The organism is Nocardiopsis sediminis, from assembly GCF_042650565.1.
In the GTDB taxonomy this organism is placed as follows: domain Bacteria; phylum Actinomycetota; class Actinomycetes; order Streptosporangiales; family Streptosporangiaceae; genus Nocardiopsis_B; species Nocardiopsis_B sediminis.
The window spans coordinates 112070-136486 of the sequence record NZ_JBHSBH010000001.1 but is presented as its reverse complement, the minus strand read 5'-3'; the positions used below and the strand labels follow the sequence as shown (position 1 = coordinate 136486).

Below are 24417 nucleotides of genomic sequence, written 5' to 3'. Positions count from 1 at the left end.
TCCACCGCGGTGGGCATCGGCGGCGACCCGGTCATCGGGACCACCCACATCGACGCCCTGGCCGCGTTCGAGGCCGACCCGGGCACGGATGCGATCGTGATGATCGGCGAGATCGGCGGCGACGCCGAGGAGCGGGCGGCCGATTACATCCGTGAGCACGTGACCAAGCCCGTGGTGGGCTATGTGGCCGGGTTCACGGCTCCCGAGGGCAAGACGATGGGCCACGCCGGGGCGATCGTGTCGGGTTCGGCGGGTACGGCGGCGGCGAAGAAGGACGCGTTGGAGGCGGCCGGGGTGAAGGTCGGCAAGACCCCCACCGAAACCGCCCAACTCGCCCGCGCCCTCGTCAAAAGCGCCGGAAGATCCCCGGCGGGCACATTCACCTGATGTTTCCGCAGGACACCGAAATGCGGGCGTCACCGCACCGGTTGCAACCAGCGTCCCATCCCTTTCTCCGCAGGAGAGCCGCATGACGCTCATGCTCAAGCCCGGGACCGAATGGGCCACCCTCTACCAGCGCTGCCGCGCCATCGCCCCCGAGGCGTTCGGCGCCAACCGCGTGCACAACCACTGGGGCGGTGAATGGCACGCCGACGGTACGCTGCGCGCCGCCTTCTCGCCCGTCGACGGCACCGAGATCGCCAGCCTGCCGATGATCGGGCCCGAGACCGCCGAGGCGGCCGTCCGCGCCGCCGCCGACGAGCATCGCAGGTGGCGGGCCGTCCCGCTGGAGGAGCGCCGCGCCCGCGTCCGCGCGACGCTCGACGCCTGGGGCGAGCACCGCGACCTGCTCGCGCTCGCCCTGGTGTGGGAGATCGGCAAGCCCTGGCGGCTCGCCCGCCAGGACGTCGACCGCGCCATCTCCGGCGTCGAGTGGTACCTCGACGAGATCGGCCGCATGCTCGACGGCCGCGCCCCCTTGGACGGCCCCGTCAGCAACATCGCCAGCTGGAACTACCCCATGAGCGTGCTCGCCCACGCCATGTGCGTCCAGGCGCTGGCGGGCAACGCCGCGATCGCCAAGACCCCCACCGACGGCGGCCTGGTCTGCCTGACCCTGGCGGTCGCGCTCGCCGCCCGGGAAGGGCTGCCCTTCACGCTGGTGAGCGGGGGCGGCCGCGACCTCTCCCCGGTCCTGGTGCGCGCCCCCGAGATCGGCTGCGTGTCCTTCGTGGGCGGGCGCGACACCGGCGGGCAGGTCGCCACGGCACTGGCCGACCTCGGCAAGCGCCACATCCTGGAGCAGGAGGGCCTCAACTGCTGGGGCGTGTGGGAGTTCAGCGACTGGGACACCTTCAGCGGCCAGGTCCGCAAGACCTTCGACTACGCCAAGCAGCGCTGCACCGCCTACCCGCGCTTCATCGTGCAGCGCTCCCTGTTCGACCGCTTCCTCGCCGCCTACCTCCCGGCCGTCGCGGCGGTGCGGTTCGGCCACCCGCTGGCGGTGGAGTCCGCCGGCGACGACCTGCCCGAGCTCGACTTCGGCCCGGTCATCAACGCCGCCAAGGCCAAGGACCTCACCCAGCAGGTCGCCGACGCCGTCTCCCGCGGCGCCGCCCCGCTCTACCGGGGCTCGGTGGAGGGCGCCCGCCTGATCCCCGGCCAGAACACCGACGCCTACGTGGCCCCCGTGGCCCTCCTGGAGCCCCCGCGCTCCTCCCCGCTGTTCCACGCCGAGCCGTTCGGCCCCGTCGACTCCGTCGTCCTGGTCGACACCGAGGCCGAGCTGCTGGCCGCGATGAACGCGAGCAACGGCGCGCTGGTGTCCACGGTCTCCAGCGATGACCAGGAGACCGCCGAGCGCCTGGCGAGCGGCGTGCGCGCGTTCAAGGTCGGCATCAACCGCCCGCGCTCGCGCGGCGACCGCGACGAGCTGTTCGGCGGCTGGGGCGAATCCTGGCGCGGCGCCTTCGTCGGCGGCGAACTCCTCGTCCACGCCGTCACCGAGGGCCCAGGCAACGAGCGCCTCCCCGGCAACTTCCCCGGCTACTCCCTGCACCCCGACTCCCACACCTGAGCCCGCGCCAAGAAGGGAGCCCCTGTTTCCGGGGCTCCCTTCCCGCTCACGGGCGCTCAGTGAATCCGGTGCAGCGGACCATGACCGCGCGTTCCACAGATCGCCCGGATCGAACTGAGGCGGAGCTATCCGGCCGGCCGGTATCCGAACTGTTCGAGCCGCTTGCGCGCCCGGGTCCGCTCGTCGTCGGTGAACAGCGAGGCGAACCGCGGGTCCAGCGCCAGCGCTTCCACCGTGAGGTCGAGACGGCCGCGTTCCCAGAGACTGGCGAAGCCGTCGGACACCGCGGGCGCGTTGAGCAGCTTGCGCGCAGTCTCCAATGGGCCCAGATCCGCGAGCATGCCGATGAAGTACGTGGCCGTGTACCCGGCCTCGGCCTGGCCACGGTCGTAGAGCTCGCGCATCGCCCGCGCAAGACCGGGATGGGCGGAGCCGCCGGAGTTGCCCTCGAACGAGGGGCGGTCGTGCTCAGCGGGGACGCCCGCCGCGCTCTCATTCTGGCGGTTGACGAAGCCCAGAAGAGCCTCCGCAGTGGTGAACACCTCGTACCCCAGCTCTCTCAGGCGCTCCAGATCGGCCCGGTCGGGATCGAGTTCCAAGACGACCGGCGCCCCCTGTCCGGTCTGAAGGCCGTGGGGCCAGTACGCCTCGGCGACCGCCAGCTCCCGTCCGGTGATGGGGTCGCCGATGGTGCTGTCGGTCTCCGGTTGGCTGCACCCCGCCCGCAGCAGCTCCTCGATGAGTGCTTCCACCTGCGCGGTGCGCGGGTCATCGGCCTCCGCTGTCAGCACGGTGACCGGGTGCAGTTCCCGGGCGGAGGAGCGCTCGCCCGAGCGGAGCTCGGACAGGAAGGACTGTGCCGCCTGGGCGAGCAATTCCCTGCGGGCCGCAAGGAAATCCAGGTAGCGATCGGTGCGCCACAGCTCCGGGTCGCCGGGGATCCACTGGGACGCGAGAGCGCCGGGGTGGCGCGCTTCCACCTCGCGAAAGTACTCCTCGGGCGCCCGGTCGCCGATCTCCAGGTTCGTCTTCTGGGTGAGGAAGCAGAAATTCGCGATCGCGTTGACGTGTCCGCGTTCGTACCCGTCGCGCAGGAGCGATTTCGGGAAGATGTGGTGCACCTGTAGGGAGGAGAGCCGGCCCAGCAGCTCCGCCTTCAGCTCCAGCCCGCTGCCGAAGTCACGGGCGCCCAGCACTCGCGTCAGCAGGTACAGCAGCGGGTAGAAGCGCGAACCGCGTGTGGAGCCCTCGAAGTCGTGCGGGTTGACGTCGAGGCCGCCGCCCCTGGCGCGCTCCAGGTTTGCGATGAGCGCGTCGACGCCGCCCCGATGGATCGCGTCGTAATCCTGCTGCAAGTAGGTCTCGGTGGAACCGCTGAACCTGCCCCACAGGGCCGAATGGACGTACCAGTAGAGCACCTTGTCCCGGTGGGCGGCGTCGCGGAACGTCCCGCCTTCGATGGCGAGGAGTCGCGAGATGACGGGGACGGCGTAGCGCCCCATCAGCACGCGGTCGTGGTCGAGCCCCAGCCGTCCTGATGCGGCGTCGAGGAACGCTCCGATGTGGTCGACCGAGTCCCGCAGCGCCGCCTGAAAATGGTCGGCGTCGACGTTGTCCAGCGAGCTGAACAGCGCGCGTCCGGTCGCCACCGCAGTGGCGTTGCGCAGCAGCCAGTCCAGAGAGAAGGAGAAGCCCGCGTCCTCCCAGCGGCCGAGGTCGGTGCGCATCGAGGTACGGGCGTCCGGCCACTGCGCGCAGAGTTTCGCGAGCGCCAGGTCGCCCTTCGACAGCTTGGTCCCACCGCGGTTGACGCGGTTGAAGATGTCGACGACGTCGTCCACGGTCCGTTCGGACCCTGTGATCGTCTCCTGCCAGAATTCCTTCGTGGTGATCTGGTAGAGGCGGTTCAGCCGGTCGAGGTAGACGGTCGCGAGCTCAGGCCGGTCGGCGAACGCAGGTAAGAACGCCACCGGGCCGGAGGCGAACAGTTCGGTGACGTCGACCCATCGCGGGTCCCCGCTCATACGCGTGGGGGCGAAGAACTCGAAGGCCTCCGATTCCACGTTGAAGTACAGTCCGGTGAACGCCCGCTCGTCCCCCTCGAAGAACGCCGGCGGCTTCCCCCGGACGACGCCGTACAACGATGTCACCCGCTGCTGGCCGTCCAGCAGCAGCAGATGCGTCCCGCTCCCGGCCACTCCACCGCGCACCGATACACCGGCGGCAGCGGTCTCCCAGAGCAGGAGCCCGCCGACCGGATGGTCCTGGTAGAGCGAGCGCATGAGCCCGCGCACCTGGTCCCGGTTCCATACGTATCCTCGCTGGAACTCCGGCAGCAGCACCGTCCCGGCATCGATCTGGTCGAGCAGCGTCGACAGCTTGGCCATCGCCCACCTTCCTCGGTCGTCTTGGGGGATTCCCGGTCGTCGTCGCGGCCGCCGTGGCGGCGCGTCAGCGGCCGGCCGACGGCAGAAACGGGCTTGGGGCCCCTGCCAGGTCACGCTGAGCAGTTCACGTGCGCGAGTGCACGCCACGAACAGCAGGCAGCGTTCCCGCTGGAGGTCGTGGGCGTGCGTGGCGGCGTCCTCCGTCTCCGGAGTGATGGCACGGGCGGCGGGGACCTGGTCGGCGTCGGCACCGACGACTGCCAGGCAGCGGAACTCCAAGCCCTTCATGCGGTGCATCGTGCCGACGGAGACGGCGTCCTGCTGCGCTTCGCCCCCGGACAGCGCGCGGGCCGGGATACCCGCCGAGACGAGGGTGTCCACGGCCTCCTGAGCGAGGTGGTTGGAGCGGGCGGCCACGCCGATTTCGGCGGGAAGAACGTCGGCGCCCATCCAGTCGCGCACCGTGTCGGTGAGGTAGCGCAGCTCTGCGCGGCGGTTGCCGAACCCCTTCAGCTCAGGCGAGAGCCCGTGTACCTCCGAGCGATATCCGGCGATCGTTTCCAACCCGCCGTCCATGTCGTCGAGGCGTTGTCCGTGCAGCAGCTCCAGGCTCCACCCCAGGATCTCGGCGGTGGTGCGGTAGTTGACGCGCAGCCGCGCCGAGCGCCCGGTGACGTTGATGCCCACGTCGCGCAGGCTGATCCGGTGCTGGTAGATGCGCTGATGGGTGTCGCCCGCGATGAACAAGTCGTCCTCGGCTTCCGGCACGGCGGCGCGGAGCAGTCGCCACTGCCCGGCGGACAGATCCTGGGCCTCGTCGACCACGATGTGCCGGTAGGGCTTGTCATCGCGATCAGCGAGGATGCGGGCGGCCTCCGCGCACACCGTCTCGTGGGTCCACAGGGTGCCATCCGCGAGCTCCTGCTCGAACGCGCAGATCGCCTGCCACACACGGGCCTTCTGCGTGGTGCCGAGGCGCCGGCCCCGGCCGGTGCGCTTGGCCTGGAGATAGGCGTCGGCCGACCGCACGTCTTGGGCGATCACCACCTGCCGCCATTCCTCGGCGAGGAAGGCCGCGCCGAAGGGGGACTCGGTGCGCTGAGCGATAGAGGTCCACAGCCGGCGCTCCTGATCCCCGCCGATCATCCGTGGCCGGCCGTGCACGTCGCGGAAGACGCGGTGGGCCAGTCGGTCGACGTGCTCGACCGTGACCGCCGCCAGCGCCTCGGCGGTCCGCGGGGTGTCGGCCAGCAGCTTGATCCCGGCGTCGAGCGACTCGGCCAGCGTGGAGGTGAAGGTGGTGACGAGCACTGGGCCGGCGCCCCGCTCGGCCAGGACGCGTGCGCGGTGCAGTGCGACGACGGTCTTTCCCGTGCCAGGGCCACCGGTGACCCGTGCGGGGCCCCGGTGGCACGCCTCCGCGGCGGAGCGCTGCACCGGGTGCAGGTAGACGCGCCACAGGTCGAAGGGGCGGGCGAACACCGCCATCAGCTCTTCTGGGCCCTCGACGAGCACCACCCGGTCGGGGCTGCGCCGGATGGCGGCATCCAGGTCGTCGGGGTCGAATCGCTCCCCGGCGATCTCGGCGCCCAGGTCCGCCCAGACGTCTTCGGGGCTCATTCCCAGGGCGAGTCCGTAGAGCGCCTGCCACTGGACAGGCGGCAGGAACGACTTGGCCGCCTCCAACTGGATCGGATCCGTGAGCACCCGCGCGAACTCCAACGTCTGCGCGTCCACCCCGAGGCGTGCCATGTCGGCGTCGCCGACGTCGGAGAAAAGGCGCTGCGGCACCGCCTGCGCCATTTTTGCGAACTGGGGCAGCGAGGTGGCGATGGCTTCGCCATCGCGGATCTCGATCGCCCCGGTGGCGGAGTTGACCGACGCGCTACGGCGCCGTGCCCACCGGTAGGCATCATCGTGCGGGAGCACCTTGAGCAGCGTGTAGGTGTCCCCCGATTCCGGGGCGATCACCACCCCGCGCCAGAACTGGTCGATCCGGATGCTGCGGATGCGGTCGTCCCTGGCTCCACTGATCTTCTCCAGGTGCAGACCGGCATGGGTGGCGTGCTCGAACTTGGCGAACACCTCGCTCACCCGCTCCTGCACACTCTTCTCCAAGCCGCCGAACTCCCGGAGGAGGTCGCGGTGGATGGCGAGACTGGCCACGGGGGACTCGCTTTCTGCTTCGGGGGGCGGTGCCGCAGGCAGCGCCAGCGCGCCAGCGGACAGGGGGTCGCCGACCGGGTTCAGGTCCGAACGGAGCCGGCCGGCCCGGACAGCAGTTCGCGGATCCGGGCAAGGGTCGGATGACCGGGACCGTGCACGCGCCGCACGTCGTCGGCCAGGGCCCGCAGGGTGTGCTCGGCCTGCTCGCGATCGCCGGCGCCGAGTTCGAGCAGGCCGATCTGCCGGCGCAGTTCCAGGGGCCGGGGGTCGTCGCGGCCGTACGCCAGTTCTTCGTCGGCCAGCAGCCGGGCCAGGATGTCGAGTGCGCGGGAGGTGTCGCCGGTGAGGGCATGACACGTGGCGTGCTGGAGCCGGGAGCGGAAGACGAGGGATATGTCGGAGGCGTCTTGGGCAGCGAGGTCGGACGCCAGGGCCTCGTACACCGGGGCCGCCGCCAGGAAGTCGCCTCCTTCGAAAAGGATGTTGGCCCAGTCCATGCGCAGCCGCACCACGTCGGTGTCGGTGTCGCCGAATGCGGTGCGGGCGGCGTGCACGGCGGCCTGGAGGACGTCGGCGGCCTGCCGGTAACGGGAGGAGGTGGCGAGCGCCGCGGCTTCGGAGCGGGCCTTCTCGATTTCAGGCCGGCCCATGTCCGCCACTCCGGGGCCCTGAGCGGAGTATCCGCGCGATCCGGGAGCGGGGAAGCCGGGTGCGGTGGTCTCCCGGCCGCTCCGCGTCCCCTGGAACACCTGGTGGAGCACTGCCGCCTGCATGCGGGTGGGACTGGGCAGCGTCGGCGGGTGCAGCACGCCGGGTATCGGCGTCAGCCCGATGGCGAACGGCAGCAGAGCGTCGTAGGCCTCCTGCGCGTCGGCGGGGCGGTCCTCAGGCCGCTTCGCGAGCAGCCGGGAGACAATGCGGCACAGACCGTCCGGGACGTCCGGGCGCAGCATCTCCACTCCAAGCGGCTCCTCACCGACCTGCTTGGTCATGACGGCGAACGGGGTGGAGCCGGAGAACACTCGCGAACCCGTCAGCATCTCGTGCAGCGTGCAGCCCAACGCGTACAGGTCGCTCTGCGGCGTGCTGAGGCCGGCGGTGAGCTGCTCCGGGGCCATGTAGGCGGGGGTTCCGGGGGTCTCGCCGGTGCGGGTGATCCGGGAGGTGTCCGACTGCTCCAGAGCGACGGCGAGCCCGAAATCGAGCACCTTCACGGTGCCGTCCGGCTCCAGCATCAGATTGGTCGGCTTGAGATCGCGGTGCACCAGGGAGGCGCCGTGCGCCGCGGCCAGCACGGAGCACACCTGGGCGGCGATCGCCGCCGCCCAACCCACCGGAAGGCGCTCCTGTTCGGCCACCAGGTCGGCCACGCTGATCCCGTGGATGCGCTGCATGACCAGGTAGGGTCGGCCGTCGGAGGTCCCCGCGTCGAACACCGCGGGGACCCCCGGGTGCTGGAGCCGCGCGGTGATGCGGGATTCGCGGACGAAGCGCCGAACGAGCTCTTGGTCGTGCCGCCCACCGGGGAAGCGGACGAACTTGACTGCAACCTCGCGGTCCAGGCGTGTATCGTGCCCCTCCCATACATCGCCCATCCCGCCGTGCCCGAGCGGCGCCCGCTTGAGGTCGTAGCGGTCGGCCAGGAGCGCTGCCCCGGATCCGGGCGTGCGGTCGGTGGTCATCGGGGGGCCTCCTCAGAGGTCGGGGGGAGCAGCGTCCGGGTCGACAACCCCAGTCGGCCGAGGTCCGCCAGCCGTCGGCCGAGGTCGGCGAGTGCCGTGAGCTGCTCCTCTGTCATGTCGAGGCGGCGCAGCATCTCGGCATAGGCGTGCTGCCGGACCAGGGAGATCATGGGAACCCTGGTCTTTCGGGGGTCGAATCGCAGGGCGGCGGAGGAGTCGGCGCGCTCGGCGGCCATGGCCGCGCCCTCCACCACCCCGGCGAGGTAGCCGGGGTCGAGCCGTGCGGGGTCGGCACGGAGTAGGAGAAGCCTGGGGCCGAGGAGGGCGCCGGTGTCGTCCTCGCCCGCGATCCGTGGGCGCGGCGGATGTCCGCCGGAAGCGGCGAGGACATCGCCCGGACGGATCGCCACCCCTCCCGGCACTGCCCGGGTGCGACCGCTCGGAGGGCGCTGCTCCCGCAGGTCCTTATGGGTCAGGAGGGGGAGGTTCCCGCGGTCGACGGGTGTGCCCAGAGGGGCATGGTGGATCTCCACCAGCCCGGACGCGGCCAGCTCCCCGACGGTGGGTGCATCGTCGCCCGACTCGGCTCCGGCGGCCGGAGCCGCCCGCGTCGCCTCCAGCTCTGGGGGAAGCTCTGCCAGCGCGGCCAGCGTGGCGATCAGTTCGGCGCGCAGCGCCGGATACTCGGCCGTCCCGCCCGCAGTGGCGCGGATCGCGTGCGCTGAGGGCCGCAGATCCACTGCGGATCCCAGCAGATCGGCGACCGGCACCGCTGTGGCGGCAGACGTGCCGACGACGGGCTCCGGCCGGACGCTCACGATTTCGGCGTGGCTCTTGGCTCCGTGCACGACGATCAGGCGGTCGGCCGCGCCGCTGCCCGCCTCCGGGCGGCGGAGCACCCACAGGTGCGCCGCCGGCGGGCCGTCGCCACCGGGCAGCTCGGCCACCATGCGAAGCGCCCCGGTGGCGAGCAGGGCGGCGCGCACCCGCCGCCCCGAAGCTCGGTCGGCCGCCGCGGTCGGCATGCGCACCACCACAGCGCCGCCCGGGCGGACCCTCGCCAGGCAGTGCTGCACCCACGCCAGCTCCCCCTCCCCGCGGGGCGGGTACCCGTAGGTCCACCGCGCGTCACCGTCGAGCTCGTCGTGTCCCCAGTGGCGGTCGCGGAAAGGAGGGTCGCACAGCACGGCGTCGGCCTGCCGGTCGGTGAAGCCGTCCCGACGTAGCGAGTCGCCCGCCGTGACCTCGCACTTCTTTCCAGCCAGCAGCAGTCGGGAGCGGGCGATGACCGCAAGAGCGGGATCGAGATCCTGCCCCCACAGCACGTCCGCCCCCCGTGTAGCGGCGGCGCGCAGCAGCACCCCCCCGCCGCACGCCGGGTCGAGGACCCGCATTCCGGGGCGGACCCCCGCGAGCTCCGCCATCGCCGTTGCGGTCGGAGCGTCCACCGACACCGACCGCCCCTGCGCGGCGGCGAAGCGGTCGCTCAGCCGCATGTACAGGTCGACGGCGCCGCCCGGGTGGGTTGCGGTAGCTTCCCCGATCTCGCGCAGCAGCCCGTCCCACCGCTCGTCCGCCTGCTCGACCACAGGGCCCGCGCCGTTGTGGCCGGTGAGCAGCAGTCCTGTGTGCGCGAGGAAATCGGCGGTGCGCATCCCCTGCACCACCGCCTGGATACGCTGCCAGAGCCGTTCTGCGGTGTCGGCCCGAAACGGCTTGCCGTTACGGCGGCACCACTGCTCCACCTCCGCAAGGGAGAACAGCGGGTTGGCGGAGCTGCCCGCCATAGGCCGGGGGAAGTCGGAGTGGCGGCGGCGCCAGTTGCTCACCGCCGGGCGCTGCACCCCGGTCAGCCGCGCGATGTCGGCCGCGCCGAGCAGCGCTTCCAGGGGCCCGCCGGCCGGATCGCCGGACCCGTCACCGGATTTCGCCCCGGTCTGCGCGCCGCTCACCGGGTCCCCCCGCCGTGCAGCGGGGTGAGCACTCTGCGGGCGCGCAGCTCTGCCACGTGCTCGGCAATACGCAGGGGGGCGTCTCCACCGCGTACCAGCAGCCCGGCCTCGATGTTCTTCGCCACCCCCGACTGGGTCAGGTTGGCGCTGGACACCAGGAGCACCTTGCGGTCGGCCGCGGCGAGTTTCGCATGCATTTTGGCGTGCTTCTGCCCCCGTTCGGCCACCGGCCAGTGCCACAGCTCCACTCCGGCCAGACCGGAGAACGCCGTTGCGGGCTCGGATCCGGACAGGGCGCTTCCGGCACCTTGGAGGGTCTCCACGACCACGTCAACCCGCACCCCGCGTTCCACCGCGGCGGCGAGTGCTCTTCTGATCCCCTTGTGCGGCCGGGCCGAGTACGTCATCAGCACCAGTTCATGCTCGGCGCCGGCCACCACGTCCAGCAGCGCCTGTGCGGTGGCGCGTACCGGCACCGCATGGCCGGCCGGGCCGCTCCACACCGTTTCCACGGTGACCGCACCCGCCGCGCCGGCGTACCCGGCGGCGGCGCCGCGCAGGAATGCGGCGGCGTCGGCCGCGGGAACCTGCTCTGCGGTGAGGGCGGACAGCAACGGTGCCACGGCCGCCCGGTCGCGCACTGAGCCCAGCACCGCCTGTCCCGGCCATCCCGCCGCCACTTTGGCTGCCACGTCGCGCAGCCCGGCGGCGCCCAGCACGGGTGCGGCCGTGGAGACGGCGTGCTCGAAGCGCGTGTGCTCCGTCATGGCAGTTCGGGGTAGAGCGCCAGGTCGGGGTCGCCGATGGGCACGACGAACCGGCGGTCCAGGAACCGGTTGCCGCGCTCGCAGGTCGTCTCGGACACGAAGAGGCACACGTGGCAGGCGGCGCCGTGCAGGAAGTCGGCGCGCGGCTGCGGTTGGCGCTCCGCGCACAGCGGGTCCGAGGAGCACCGCATCGCCTCGTTCAGCGCCCGGCGTACCAGCCCCGCCAACCGCTCGGGTTCGGCCTGCGACACAAGACCGCCCAGCGTGCCTTCGGCATCGGGGACGGCGGTGTAGATGAGGATGCCGCTGCGCGGGTCCTCCTCGGTTCCCGCGTACACCCGTTCCGACAGGCTCGCCGCGTTGTACCCGCAGTCCAGAGCGATGGTACGGATCAGCAGGTGGGAGAGGGTGTGCAGGGCGATGTAGCGGGCGCCGGGCCAATGCCGCATCGGATCGAACCCGCCCGAGAGCCGATTGGAATACCGGTTCTCGCGGAACGTGCGGTAGGCCGCGGTGTGCAAGGCCAGGGCCTCCGACCGGGCGACCCGCTTCTCCCAGGCCGCCAGCAGCTCCTCGGGCACCCGCAGGAACATCCCCTCGCCGCGCACCTCACTGGCCGGGATCCATTCGGGGTCGGACCGTGACAGCGGGACGCGGACCACCAGATCGGGGTCGTCGGGATCGGGGGCGTCCAACCGGGTGAAGCCGGTCAGCGCCCGTACCTCGCGCAGCCGCTCCACCTGTACCACGTCGTCGAACACGCCCTGGAGCTCGGCCGGCACCCCGCCGGGGTCGCGGCGCAGCGCGAAGTCGGGACCGGGTTCCGGAGCAGTGGGTGCGGAGAACACCTCCCATTCGGGGGTGCGCAGGTCCGGATAGGCGTCGTCGTCAGGCGCGGCGTCCTGGCCGTCTTTGCGGGCCCTGACCTTCTCGACCGCTGCCGCGAGTTCGGCGTCACTCCACGTGGTGAAGGGGCCCCACTGGGGATGGCTCTCCTTCATGTAGGCGTACATGCCCACCGGTACCGGATGGATCAGATCCCAGTGCTGGTCCACCATGCCCTCCAGCTTGCCGGCGCCCGTGGTGGGGACCGCCAGCGCCGACAGGGTCTGGGAGAACCACTGGTTGGAGGCGCCCAGCACAAGGACCTTGGGCCGCACGCCGCAACCTCCGGACTCGTAGGTCCGCAGGTGCGGATGGCGGCCCCGGCACCGGGGCAGGATCTCCTCGCCGCGCTGGCCCATCGCCTCGCGCAGGTTGCGGCGCTCTCCGCAGCTGACGCAGGCCAGTTCCACATTGGCGCCGATGTTGCCGCCCCGGTCGTCCATGCGCAGCCGGGGATGGGTCGCATTGGGGCAGCCACCGCCCTGGTGCACGAAGTGCACATAGGGGAACTCGTCCAGGTGGCCTGAGGTGCACACCAGGACGAACCGAGCCGCGACCGCCAGCGGCTTGCCCCGATTGCAGCCGGTGTGCACGAACCTGGCCTCGTGCGGTTTGCGGGCGTTGGCGTTCTCGAACGTGAACGCCTGCGAATCCAGTGCGGCCAGCTCGTTGCAGACCGTGCACCGGAACCAGCCCGGGAACGGGGAGATGGGAACCCCCACCCGCGACGCCGGTCCGTTCGGGTCGGCGTCCATGCCCTCGGCCCACGGGGCCGGTCTCAGCTCGGCCACCTTCCGGTTGCCGGGCAGCTTCTTGACTGCCTCCAGTAGGCGGGGTTCGGCGATCTTCTCCCACCCATAGGCGTGGGTGTAGTCCCAGTCGTCGAGACCGCGCACCAGGACCGCGAAGTTCGGCAGGTCAACGAGAGCCCCCACCCCGCTGGTGAACATCAGGTGGCTCGGCCGGACCGAGCCGACCCGGCGCCGGTACAGTGCCCCGCTCATCGGCCGCGTCCCTTCCGCGTCGCAGGAGCGGCGAACGCCGAGTCGCCCATTTCATCGCCCTCCGGCGCTGCGTCGGTCGCGTTCATCGTGTCTGCGGCCGGTGGGGCGAACGACCACGGCGGGGCGTTCACCGGTGGGTCGAAGAACTCGCCGCCGCCGGACAGGAGCAGATTGATCTCGTTCTCCGCCTCCCGCATCGACATACCGACCGTGGTGTCGTCCCACGGGCCCTCTCCCGCCTTGGCCAGCAGCCCGCGCACCTGCTGCTTTGCGTCGGTCGCCCGCTCGTAGCCCAGCCGGGCCGATCCGTTCCTGGCCTGCTTCCACCGGTCGCGCAAAGTGTTGATCCGCTCGGACAGGTAGTCGCGCCCCCGTGGGCCGTAGACGTGCTCGGCACGCGCCAGCATCCGCGCGATGATCCCCTCGACCACCGGCCCGTCAAGATCCACATCGTGGGCATCGGCATTGCGCGAGTGCTCGTGCACGGTGTTGCGCACGGCCGCCACGAACGCCGCCGTGGTGCCCCGGTCCAGCGCGCGCCGGGTGAACGGGGTGACGCTGAGCGACTCCACCCGGCGGTAGAAGGTGCTGTGGTAGTGGCCGAAGTCCTCGTAGTGGGCGAGGTCCCGCGGACGCGTCCAGTTGTAGAGGGTCACCACCAGGCCCGGACGGGACGGGTCGCGGCCCACCCGGGAGGACGCCTGGATGTACTCGGCGGTGTTCTTGGGCTGGCCGACCACCACCATCAGCCCGAACCGGGACACGTCCACGCCGACTTGCAGCATGGAGGTCGCCAGCACGGCGTCCACCGGTAGACGGCCGGCCTCACGCCGCTCCTCCCACCGGACGGACTCCGGGTGGAGGACGGGCTGCCCGGCTGCGGAACGCGACTTCTGGGCCTGGCGGAACGCGCTGCGCTCCGCGCCGACCGCGCGCCGCCGCCCACTGGTGTCCAGATCCGGGTCGAAGCCGACCTCCAACCGTTTGAGCACGTCGCTGATGTCGCCCGAGGAGATGCGCGAGGTCAGCTCTTGCACGGTGAACATCCCCGCCGATGTCAACCGGTCCGGCAGGCCTTTGCTGCGCCCATGTCGGCGCGCACGCACCGTGACGTCGTCGTCCATGTACCGGCGCATGCCCGCGAGTTCCCGCGTGGCGTTGAAGTAGCCCACCATGGTCATGTACGGGTCGGCAGGCCGCCCGAAGCGGTCGAACATGGCCTGGCCGGCCAGCATCAGGATCTCGGCGAGCCGGATCTCGGCGGACTTCAGCCGCACGCCGTGCGCGCAGATCCCCATGTAGCGGCGGCCGGGGGTGTTCTCGGTCACGCGGACCTGGGTGGAGAAGAAGGTGTCGGCCACATCGGTGACCTGTGGCGGGAAGACCTCCAGTCCGCGCCCGAAGATGCCGCGCACCTGCTCCTCGGCGCGCTTGGTGGTCGCGGTCGAGGCCACGATCTTGGGGCCTGCCGCGTTCCCGGCCGGGGTGGTCCAGGTGCACAGCTCGTCCACCGCCGACTCGAACAGGCCCACGATGGTGCCGAGAGCACCCGAGATCAGGTGTAGCTCGTCCTGGATGATCAGGTCCGGCGGGCGCAGCCTCGGCACGGGGCGGCTCGTCGCCTTGGGAAGGTGGTCGCCCTTGGCGTTGTGGCGGCTCCCACAGCCGATCTTGCCGTCCAGGTCGGGATGGCGGAACCCGTGCCGGGGGCAGTGCTCGCGCACTCGCCCGAACAGCATCCCGGCGAACCCGCGCCAGGGCAGCTGTGCGAGCTTGTCCACGGTCGCGATCACCAGGCTCGGGGTGTAGCGGTAGATCTCTTCGTCCACGGTGAGGATCGGCAGCCCCTCGCGGGACCGGGTGCGCGAGAACGGGCAGGCATCGGGCCCCTCGCCGTTAGCGCAGTGCAGCAGCACCCGGCGGGCCTCGCGATCGGGGTGCAGATCCCGATGGGCATGGAGCTTGGTGCCGCACCACGGGCAGGACAGGGTCTGCAACACGTTGGCACGCCGGCCCCGGCCCGCTTCCCGGGCTTCGGTGATCTGCTTGTCGGCCTCATCGAACCAGTTGGGGGAGACCCCGCCGCCTACCCACAGCCCGATCCGGAACGGCTCCCCGCCCCAGGTGCCGGGGTCCTCGGCGCGCAGCACCTCGGCCGCGCACACGAGGGCGGCCGCACGCTGGAACTGCTGCGCGGTGAGCAGCCGCAGCGTGTAGCGCATCAGCACCGCGACCCCCGCCCCGCCGCTGCGGGCCTGTTCGCCTGCGCCCACGATGCCCTGGAGGCGGCGGATCGCGAACGTGAACGCGGTCAGCCCCAGGTAGGCCTCGGTCTTGCCGCCGCCGGTGGGGAAGAACAGCAGGTCCACCGTCGCCTCGGGCGAGGACGCGCGCTCCGGGTGGTCCGGGTCGGTGATGGAGGGGACGTTCAGCAGGACGAACGCCAGCTGGAAGGGCCGCCAGGAGGCGGCCGCGGCGCCGCGGCCACGGACGGCGCGCTCGGCCTCGGCGTAGGACACGTCCGGGTCCTCGCGCAGCCGGGCGATCTCGCTGTGGCGCCGTTGCTCGGCCATGGCCCTGTTGGCGAACCGGAACGCCTTCAGCGCTTCGTCGTGGCGTGGGTGAGAGGGGTCGCTGAGCAGCTGGATCCCGGCGCGGATGCGCTCGGCCGCGCGCCGGGCACGGAACACCGCCCCCTCCGCGGTCGGGCGCAGCGCCTCCGGTAGCGAGGCGACCTCGGCGTCCCGCTCGTCGAGCCAGGCGGCATAGCCGTCGGCCAGCGGGGCCAGCCCGGCGCCGAGCGCGTTGGGATCGGCGGTAACGAGAGCGTCCATGGACAGCTCGGTGCCGGCCAGCCGGGAGCGCTCGCCGACGGGGGCGATGGTGGCGGGAACGTCGTGGCTGGGCAGCCAGGTGGTTGTCAGCCGGTGGGCGCGGCGGAGACCGTCGGCGTGTTCGGCGTCCACGGCGATGTTGCGTCCGTGGGCGAACTTGAGTTCGTTGCGGTAGAGCAGCCGCAGGCGCAGCTCCTCGGGGTCGTCCAGTGTGGCCGGGGTGCCGTCGAGGGGGTCGTCGACGGGGAGGAAGACGGGGGAGGACCCGTCGGGCGCGGTAACGGTGAGCCGGGCCTGGTACAGCCATGCGGCGTCGCCGTTGGAGGGCGGCTGCTGCCGGTTGTTCACGAGGTTCAGCTCGACGGTGCGGCGTCCGTCGCGGGTGCGGACGGCGACGTTGAGGTACACGCAGGAGGAGTCGACGTCCACGGCGGTCAGCCCGATGCGGTGGTCCGGCGGGCCGTTGAGGGGAACTTCCGTGACGTATTCGCGGGGTTCGCGCGACCAGACGGTGCGGGTGCGGCCGTCGCCCCCGATGGAGTCGGTGGGGGAGTACTGGCCCCAGGTGGTGCGGACTGTGACCGCGTGGGTGGAGTCGGCCACGGTGAAGGACAGGCCCATGGTGGACGCCCAGAGGTGGCCGAGGTTCTGGGAGGTGACCACGTCGGGCAGTTCCCCGGCGGCTTCGCCGCGGGCATCCCCGGACGCCCCCGTCTCGGTGTCGGAGACCATGTCGGCGGCGTCGCGCGAGGAAGCGGGCGGCTGGTGTCGGGGGCCGAGCATGCCGACGAGGTAGCGCTCGCGCGGACCCATGGCTCGCGGCGGGAACTCCTCGTTCTCCCCGCCCCAGGGGCCGAGGAGGTCGCGCTCCACGAGCTCCTGGAGCCCGTCACGGGCATGGAAGGACGAGCCCTCTTCGAAGTTCTGCGGGACGTCGAGGGTGGCGATCAGCTCTGCCTGCCGAGCGGCGTTCGCCTCGGCCTTGGTCCGGGGGCGTTTGGCGGGCGGGGTGGCGCTGGTTTCCGCGGCGGCCGAGGTGTCGAGCGAGGTCTGCTCGCCCTTGGGGTGGGGGAAGAGGGGGGCGTCGGACATCAGAAGAGCGTCCCTTCACCGGAGGACGAGGGGGAGGGGGCGGATGTGCGCTTCTTCTTGTTCTTCTTGTCGTGCAGGCCTTGGGCGACCTCCTCGGCGTAGCGCTCGTGGTTCAGTTCGAACAGGCTGTCCAGGACTTCGCGCTGCGCAGCGGGGCCGATGGTGTACCGGATCTCCCGACCGACCGGATGGAACCCGTGGTCCAGCCCACCGACGGCGCCGATCCGGTCCTCCCAGCCGTAGGCGCGGATGGTGGCCTCGTCGATGGCGCGGTGGATGTCGCGGAGCTCCTGGATATCGGGGTCGGTGCACTCGGGGTCGAAGACCAGGTTGTAGGTCTTGGTGAGGCCGGAGTTCCGGGAGAGCATGACGTCCCGACGGGTGGTGTCGAGGCGGTCGCCGAGCTGGCGCATCTCTTCGGTGAGTTCCGGCATTGCGAAGGTCTCGAAGATGTCGGATGGTGTGTAGCGGAGATCCGCCTTCATCGATGAGCCGCGCGACTTGGCCCACCAGTAGTGCGGGGCGCTGGACAGTAGGGCGAGCATGGCCGTGTCATCACTCGCAAAGACACCGAGCGCATGTGAGAAGACCTGGCCAGTTGGCACCACCACTGGCATCACAGTCTTGCTGACCAAGGTGATAACTACAACTCGATCCAGATGGGAGATGGCGGCCCGAAGGCCAGGGGCGAGTTTTTCGTACTGCCACCATTTTTCTTGGGTTGCCCGCTTGGAATCCGGGAGGCGATCCCTTTCGGGCTTCACCAGTCGTTGTATCCGATCGATGCATGCGCCGTATGATTTCGCCTTGTCCAGCGGCCAGTCGAAGAAGTCGATAATCCAACGACTTGCAGAATAGTCGGATTGTGAATTCAAATCTTGTCCATTTAAATATTTGAAGAGCACATCCTTGCTTTTTGGGTCGAATTTCAAGATGTTTTCAGCTTCTGAATTAGAAAGGACGAATCCAATTCCATTCACGAAGTTTCCAATGAAGGAAATTTCTTGATTTTTAATTAGTCGAAACGGTATCCCCGATGCTCGAGATTGTGGATCGAGTGACGAATTGATCCCATCTGTGCTTCTGCCATCCGCGATGATTTCAGCATTTTTCCCTATGGGAGCTCCACTAATCCAGACCGCGCAGTACTCAAGAGTTGCGCTCTTCGAAGGCCAAGGCTTGCTCTTGATGGATTGCCGGATTGTGGCCCCGCTGGAGGTAATACGGTCAAGGCAAACTTCTCGAGTGTCCCCTTGGGCAAGGGTGTTGGTGGCGATTACTCCAACTTGTCCAGAATCATTTAGTATTTGATGTGCGCGCAGAATGAAATAGGCGATTAGATCTGCATTTCCCTTGGCTCCTTGGGCGATCGTGTCTACGAGGAATTCCCGATAGGAGGATCCCATTGATCCGCTGATTCGCTTTCCCCCAAGGAATGGTGGATTTCCGATAATTGCATCGAAACCACCATTTTCGAAGGCTTCGGGGAATGTCAGTGGCCAATGTATCGGATATCGCTTGAATGTGCCTTCGGGGCGATCTTTGTCTAGTCGCTCCTCTGCATTTAATTTCATCTCGGGTTCGGCCATTTCCAAATTTCGGGCCACCTCGGCAACGGCGAGCGAACCCCTATCTATTCTGCGTTTGCCGTGTCCTGCATTTTCGAGTGCCGCGCCGACTGTGAGGTCGCCCAGCAATCGAGCGCGATCGGTCTCCTTCTTGGTCTTGGTCAGTAGTTCCCGCTTGCGGTTCAACCCTTCCAATGTGGTGCCATCGATCTCCGCCAGCTTGCGGCGGGACTCGGCGACCTCGGCCACCAACTCCCGTACACCCGACGTGAAGTCGAGAAGAGTTCCCTCGGAGTGAAGCTTCCGCCCCTGTTCCGGGTCCATGTGCATGTACTCAAGCTGTTCGATCGACGTGATCCCCAGCAGCGAATCCCCCGAAGCCAACCGGTCGTCCAGGAAGGTGAACGGCCGACCAGGGTCCATGGACACCAGCCACAGCGACAGCTTCGCCATTTCCACCGCCATAGGGTTGATGTCCACCCCGTACAGGCAGTGCTCGATGATCTGCCGCCGCGCCTCGATGACGACAGGGTCGTCCTCGGCGCTGCCCCTGTCCATCGAGGGCACATAATCGGCTACGCGCGCATCCCCCTCGCGGGTCCATGCCTCGATCAGCTTCTCGCCCAGGTACCGGGCCGCCGCCACGAGGAACGCGGCCGAACCCATCGCGATGTCGGCGACCTTCAACGCCAAAATCTCTTCGCTGGTCTTGAGCTTCCACTCGCCCGTGTCGGCGGTCTGCAACGGCCCCGGCTCGTACACCAGTGGTTCCAGCGCCCCCTCCACCACCTGCTCGGCGAGGAACTTCGGCGTGTAGTGCGTCCCCGTGTTCTTGCGCAGCGCGGATTCGGTGACGAACAGCTCGCCCGGCATCACGACAACGGGCAGGCCGCGCAGATCGGTGCGGATGATCCCGTAGAAGGCCAGCAGTCGCTCGGCCAACGGGTAGTCGCCGCGGGTGACCGCCAAGAGCTTCTTGCGGGCCTCCTCCTGCTCCATCTTCGACAGCGGTGTGAGCCGCTTGACGAGCTGCGCCTTGCTGCCGATCTTGGAGTCCTTGTAGCGCGCGGCCAGCGTCGCCGCCAGCTCGTCCAGGTCGGCGGCATGGCCGGCGGCCAGCTCCTCGATCTCGCGGAGCGGGATCTCGGCTTCCCTGCCCTCCTTTCCGATCAGTCCGATCATGAGCTCTTCGGCGCGGAAACCGTCGAAGGACAGCAGGCCCTCGTACACGTACCCGATCTGTTCGACGTCCAAGGCGCGGAACGACAGCGCCCGTCGCTCCTTGGCTTTGCCCGTGCCGACCTCCACGTACTGAACCGATCGCAGCATGTGCAGTACGGTCTGGTCGTCGATGTCCAGCGGCATCCACGGAAAGGCCTCGGGGTTGAACAGCGACCCGTCATGCGCGTGCATGCGCAGCCGCGGATGGTCCACTCCGTGGTATACGGCGTTGAACAGCGCGAGCAGACGGTGCCACGCCGAGTAGCCGTTGGCGAGCTCTGCTTCGCTCGTCTCCCGGGCGGACGACTCCAGCTCGGCGCACAGCCGGCCTGCCGAGTACGCCTTCGCGTACAGGTCGTTGTCGGAGGGCAGCAGGCCGCGCTCCTCGGCGAAGAGCAGGAAGACCACGCGCATCATCACCGATACCGAGCCTCGGTACACCTCGTGTGCCGGAACGTCTCCCAAGTCCTTCTCGCCGCGCTTGCGCAGCTCGGTGTCCGCGCGGCCGATCGCCGCCACCAAGAGCTCCACCGCCTGGCGCACCTGAACGCCCAGCGCCTCGGTGACCTCTTCCTGGGAGTCCAGGCTGCCGCGCAGCAGCGGTACCAACCGCTCCTCGTCGGGAACCCCGAAGAACCGGTTCCGGTTGAGCAGCGAGTGGAACGCGTAGACCACGTCCCGCTCCGCCGATTCCGGCCAGAGCACCGCGTCGAACACCGCCGTAGTGGTCACCCCGCCCCTGGGCGCCCACACCAGAGCCCACCACCTGCCGTCGGTGGCCAAGCCCAGCTCGACGCCGTGGTGGCGGCACAGGGAGGCGAGCCGATCCGCCGGAGTGGCCGCCCACGCCTCCCCCCGCACTCGGCTGGTCGGCGACTGCCCCGCCGGGCACACCAGCCCCAGCAGCCGCACACTCTGCGGTGTGACCTGCTCACCCGGCCCGGTCAGCGCGAACGATGGGGTCACCTGTGTGTCGTGTTCGGCGACCGCCATCGCCAGCCCGGCCAGGTCGGCCGAAGCCTCCGGAGGCTCCGATCCGTCCCTGTCCTCGGTGTCCCCGGCCGTCTCCTGGCCGACGATGTGCAGGTCACGGCCCCAGCCGAGCATCTCGCCCAGGACGTAGTCCATCCAGGCCTGTTGCCCGGCCCTGGTGTCGTCCTGCCAGTGGGCATGCTCACGACGCAGCCGCTCGCGCGCTTCCTTGTCCAGCGGGTCGAGCCCGGCCGGCCAGATACGGCGCAGCACCGGCAGGGTCAGGAACGGGCCGCTCACCTCGATCAGGTTCAGCCAGTTGCGGTGCTGCTCGGCGGTGTCGGGTGCGGGGCGCCGCCCACGGAAACGCTGGGCGCTCATCGAACGGCCTCCTTGCGGGGAACGACAACGACAACGGCGACGGGGAAACTGTGCGGATCTTGGCGGGCGTAGCGTTCGGTGATGGCGGTCAGCTCCCTGTCGCGTTCCTCCGCCAGCGAGGCCAGCCTCTTCTCCCAGTTCATCCGGTCCTTCCGGTACTGGTCGCGCTCTTCCTTGGTCTGGCGGATGTCCCGGGCACTGAACAGGGCTTCCTCGTCGTCGTCCTCGGCCAGCGCAGCGCGGAGCGAGTCGGAGAACTGGTCGAGCACCGACTCCACCCGGTCGCGTTCGTGCTCTTCCCGCTGCTTCAACCGGCGCTGCAACTGCTCCAGGCGAGTTTCGGCCCGCCAGTCGATCGCCCGTGCCAGGCCCTCCCGGCCGCGTGCCCGCTCCCAGCGGTCACGCATCCTGCCCCACACGGCCTCCGGCAGCGGGCGACCCTCGGTGAGCGCCCGGTCCAGGATGCCGCCCAGCACCGTCAGGTTCTCCAACCGCCGGAAGCGTCCGCTGTCCGGCAGCCATCCGCCGGCGTGCAGCACCTCCTCGTGCAACCTCAGTCCGTCGGCGCCCACGAGCACGAAGCGGGAGTAGGCCCCAACGAGCACTTCCTCCAGGGCCGGGTCGTCGCTGACCACGGCCGTCACGCGGGCCAAGCCCACCTTCTCGTTCGACACCGCCGCGCGAAGGAGGCGGGTGGACATCGCCACGAGCGGGTGATTGAGGTGGGCCAGCACCACGTCGTCGCGGTCCTTGGCGGTCTCGGTGTCGAAGGTCACCGGAAGCTGCCGGGGCACGGTGCGTTTTCCGTCGCCGCCCGGCGGTAGCTTCTCCGTCAGCCCTTCGGTGGCGCGCACCCACGAGCCGGTGAGTGCGGGCACCTCGAACATGCCGTCCGTGAAGTATCGCTCGTCCAGATGCTCGCGCAGCGGCTGCTGGTGGGCCAGGCCCAGGGCGGTGTCGACCACCCGCCGGACCCGCCCGGGGGTGATGCCCAGCGCCTCGACGGTGTCCCCGAGCCGGGCGTGGAGCTTGCGCACCTGTTCCGGGACGTTGGACTCGGCCGCGAGCCGGTCCTTCCTCCGTCCCGCGGAGTCGATGTCATAGTCGTCGATCTGGCCGAGCATGCGCTTCTGCACCGCGTCGGACAGCACGGCGTTGACCGATCCCAGGTCCTCTTCCATTCGAGCGACCTTGGTGGCCACACGCGACAGGAACTCCAGGTCGGCCTCGTAGGAGTCGACCGCCTTCTCCCAGCCCGTGCCGACGAAGTGCCGCACTTGGGGCCGCTCGGTCTGGCCGTAGCGGTCGATGCGGCCGATCCGCTGCTCCAGCTTGTTGGGGTTGAACGGGATGTCGTAGTTGACCAGGCGGTGGCAGTGCCGTTGGAGGTCGATGCCCTCGCTGGCGGCGTCGGTGGCCAGCAGGATGCGCACCGGGTGCTCGGCGGGGTGCTTCTGAAAGGCCAGGCGCAGGAGCTCGCGCTCGTCCGCGGCCATCCGCCCGTGCAGCTCCGCGACGGCCGATCCGCCCAGGCCCTCTTGGCGCAGGAGGTTCTTGAGCCAGAGCTGCGTGTCGCGGTACTCGGTGAACACCACCACCCGCTCATTGCTCCAGCGTTCGCCATCAGGCTTGCACACGGCCTTGAGATAGGTGAGGAGTTCGCGCGCTTTGGCATCAGGCTGGGCTTCCTGGGCCAGGGCCCAGTCGCGCATCTGCTCCAGCAGCGCGACTTCGTCGGCGTGGGGATCGGGCTGCATGGGGCGGATACGGAACAGGGTGTCGTCCTCGGCCTGGGCCAGCTCTTCGTCGTCGTAGGCAGCGGTGTCGTCGAAAAAATCCTCGGCCCAGTCCGGAACGTCGTCGTCATCGAAGGAGTCGAGCGGGCGTGACCGCGATTGCAGGGTCTCCAGATAGACACCGATGGTGTGCGCGAAGGCCGCCGGGCTGGAGAAGAGCCGCTTCTTCAGCAACAACGTCACGAGGTCGGTGGCGCGCCTGCCGCGCTTGGTCGTCAGCTTGGGACGGCGCAGCTCCGCGAATCGGCCCAGCAGGGCGTGGATCCGCCGCTCCTCGTCCGGGTAGACGACGGGGATGGCGTGCGCGTCCCGCTCGGCGAAGCGGGGACTTCCGTCGGCATCCACGATGTCGCGCTTGAGGCGGCGCACCACGGTGTCGGAGATCGCGGCCTCGTCCGGCGAAACTCCGCGGGCGAAGCGGTGGTCGTCGAGGATCTCCAGTAGCGCAGTGAAGGACTGCTGGTAGCCGTTGTGCGGGGTGGCGGACAGGAACAGCCGGTGGGTGAAGTGCGGGGCAAGTCGGCGCATCAGCTTGGTCTGCTGGGAGTCGACCGCGTACACCTGCTTGGGCGCGGCGGGGGCCACGTGGTGGGCCTCGTCCAGAATCAGCAGGTCGAAGGCGCGCGGGTAGCCGGGGCCGTCCGTCGGCAGTACCTCGTCGAGTAGCCGTTGTGCCTTGGCGCCCCGCAGCCACGACAGGCTGACGATGGTCAGCGGGTACACGTTGAACGGGTTCGCGGCGCTGCCGTAATCGCGGCGGACCCGGGCGCAGCGCTGGGAGTCGATGACGGTGAAGTCCAGGCCGAACTTCTCGGCCATCTCGTCCTTCCACTTCACCGTGAGCCCGGCAGGGCAGACGACCATGACGCGCTGGGTGCGGTGGCGCAGCAGCAGCTCCTGGGCGACGAGCCCGGCCTCGATGGTCTTGCCCAGGCCGACGTCATCGGCGAGCAGCAGGTTCACGCGGGGTGCGCCGATCGCGCGCGCCACCGGTTCGAGCTGGTAGTCCTCGATGGCGACACCGGAGCGGAAGGGAGCCTGGAGGGTGGTGACGTCGGCCGAGGTGACCGCGGACCAGCGGACCGCGTCGAGGAACGCGGCGAGCTGCGCGGGGGCGTCGAAGCCGTTCGCCGGGAGTTCCGGGAGGGAGCCGCTCGGCAGCAGCCGTCGGCCGGGCTCGATCTCCCACAGCACCTCTAGGGTCTCGCCGTAGCGGCCGTCCTCAACGCTCTGAAGGCTTACCAGCGTCGCGCCGCCGCTGGGGTCGACCTTGCTCACCACCCACTTCCGGCCGCGCACCGCGACCAGGGCGTTGGGTAGGGGGAGGTCTTCGATTGTGCTGGTCATCGCCGAACTTCCTGGTCGCACGGGGGTGGCTGCGCGCCGAAGGGAGGAGCCACGGCCCCTATCGGCAAAGGAGCGCTGGTGACGAGCGAACAGCGGCGCAGAGTGTCGGGACGCCCACAGTAGCGATTGTGAACCGACTTAACAAGCAAAATGCTCACTCGCTGTTGCCGGATCCGGCCGGAACGGGAAGTTCCGGAAGCGGGAAAGCGGCCCCCACCTCAAGTGACGGTCGCCGACCCGGTCCGGTTTACCGCGGTCCGGGCCACAGGACCGGGGACCGCCAGGCGGCCCAGGCGCGGAGCATGGCCGACCTCGCCCGCGAGCACATGAGCGCCGCCCGCGACAT

Annotated in this window: 9 protein-coding genes and 2 pseudogenes; 2 read left to right on the top strand and 9 right to left on the bottom strand. The window is 69.8% G+C overall.

The window, feature by feature from the left end; all coding sequences use genetic code 11:
* Together ACFOVU_RS00540 and ACFOVU_RS00535 are read left to right on the top strand one after the other, a co-directional pair.
* Nucleotides 1–387: pseudogene (locus ACFOVU_RS00540) on the top strand (succinate--CoA ligase subunit alpha); the annotation flags it as partial.
* Between the two features lie 82 nt (nucleotides 388–469).
* Complete coding sequence (locus ACFOVU_RS00535; RefSeq protein ID WP_378529256.1) at nucleotides 470–2017, top strand: aldehyde dehydrogenase family protein; 1548 nt, start codon at nucleotides 470–472, stop codon at nucleotides 2015–2017.
* 125 nt (nucleotides 2018–2142) lie between these two features.
* Here the strand turns inward: ACFOVU_RS00535 and ACFOVU_RS00530 are convergent, their stop codons facing one another.
* The 9 genes and pseudogenes from ACFOVU_RS00530 to drmD form a co-directional block, all read right to left on the bottom strand.
* Entirely contained in the window at nucleotides 2143–4404 is a 2262-nt protein-coding gene (locus ACFOVU_RS00530; protein WP_378529255.1) for a GmrSD restriction endonuclease domain-containing protein, read from the bottom strand.
* 64 nt (nucleotides 4405–4468) lie between these two features.
* A pseudogene (locus tag ACFOVU_RS00525) lies at nucleotides 4469–6570 on the bottom strand (UvrD-helicase domain-containing protein).
* Nucleotides 6571–6650: 80 nt separating this feature from the next.
* The gene (locus tag ACFOVU_RS00520) at nucleotides 6651–8252 is read right to left on the bottom strand and encodes a serine/threonine-protein kinase (protein WP_378529254.1); all 1602 of its coding nucleotides are present in this window, start codon (nucleotides 8250–8252) and stop codon (nucleotides 6651–6653) included.
* Nucleotides 8249–10204 (bottom strand): N-6 DNA methylase, encoded by a 1956-nt coding sequence (locus tag ACFOVU_RS00515; RefSeq protein WP_378529253.1) that lies wholly within the window; start codon nucleotides 10202–10204, stop codon nucleotides 8249–8251. Before ACFOVU_RS00515 ends, ACFOVU_RS00520 begins: the two co-directional genes overlap by 4 nt.
* Nucleotides 10201–10971, bottom strand: a complete 771-nt coding sequence (gene drmC / locus ACFOVU_RS00510) for a DISARM system phospholipase D-like protein DrmC (protein ID WP_378529252.1) — start codon at nucleotides 10969–10971, stop codon at nucleotides 10201–10203. Before drmC ends, ACFOVU_RS00515 begins: the two co-directional genes overlap by 4 nt.
* Nucleotides 10968–12860 carry a DrmB family protein gene (drmB, locus tag ACFOVU_RS00505; RefSeq protein ID WP_378529251.1) on the bottom strand — a complete coding sequence of 631 codons (1893 nt, stop codon included), beginning with the start codon at nucleotides 12858–12860 and terminating at the stop codon, nucleotides 10968–10970. Before drmB ends, drmC begins: the two co-directional genes overlap by 4 nt.
* Complete coding sequence (drmA, locus tag ACFOVU_RS00500; protein ID WP_378529250.1) at nucleotides 12857–16786, bottom strand: DISARM system helicase DrmA; 3930 nt, start codon at nucleotides 16784–16786, stop codon at nucleotides 12857–12859. The genes drmB and drmA overlap by 4 nt, the downstream gene beginning before the upstream one ends.
* Nucleotides 16786–20928 carry an Eco57I restriction-modification methylase domain-containing protein gene (locus tag ACFOVU_RS00495; protein WP_378529249.1) on the bottom strand — a complete coding sequence of 1381 codons (4143 nt, stop codon included), beginning with the start codon at nucleotides 20926–20928 and terminating at the stop codon, nucleotides 16786–16788. The genes drmA and ACFOVU_RS00495 overlap by 1 nt, the downstream gene beginning before the upstream one ends.
* A complete protein-coding gene (drmD, locus tag ACFOVU_RS00490; RefSeq protein ID WP_378529248.1) occupies nucleotides 20925–24071 on the bottom strand; it encodes a DISARM system SNF2-like helicase DrmD in 3147 nt (1048 codons plus the stop codon). The genes ACFOVU_RS00495 and drmD overlap by 4 nt, the downstream gene beginning before the upstream one ends.
* Nucleotides 24072–24417: the final 346 nt, after the last annotated feature.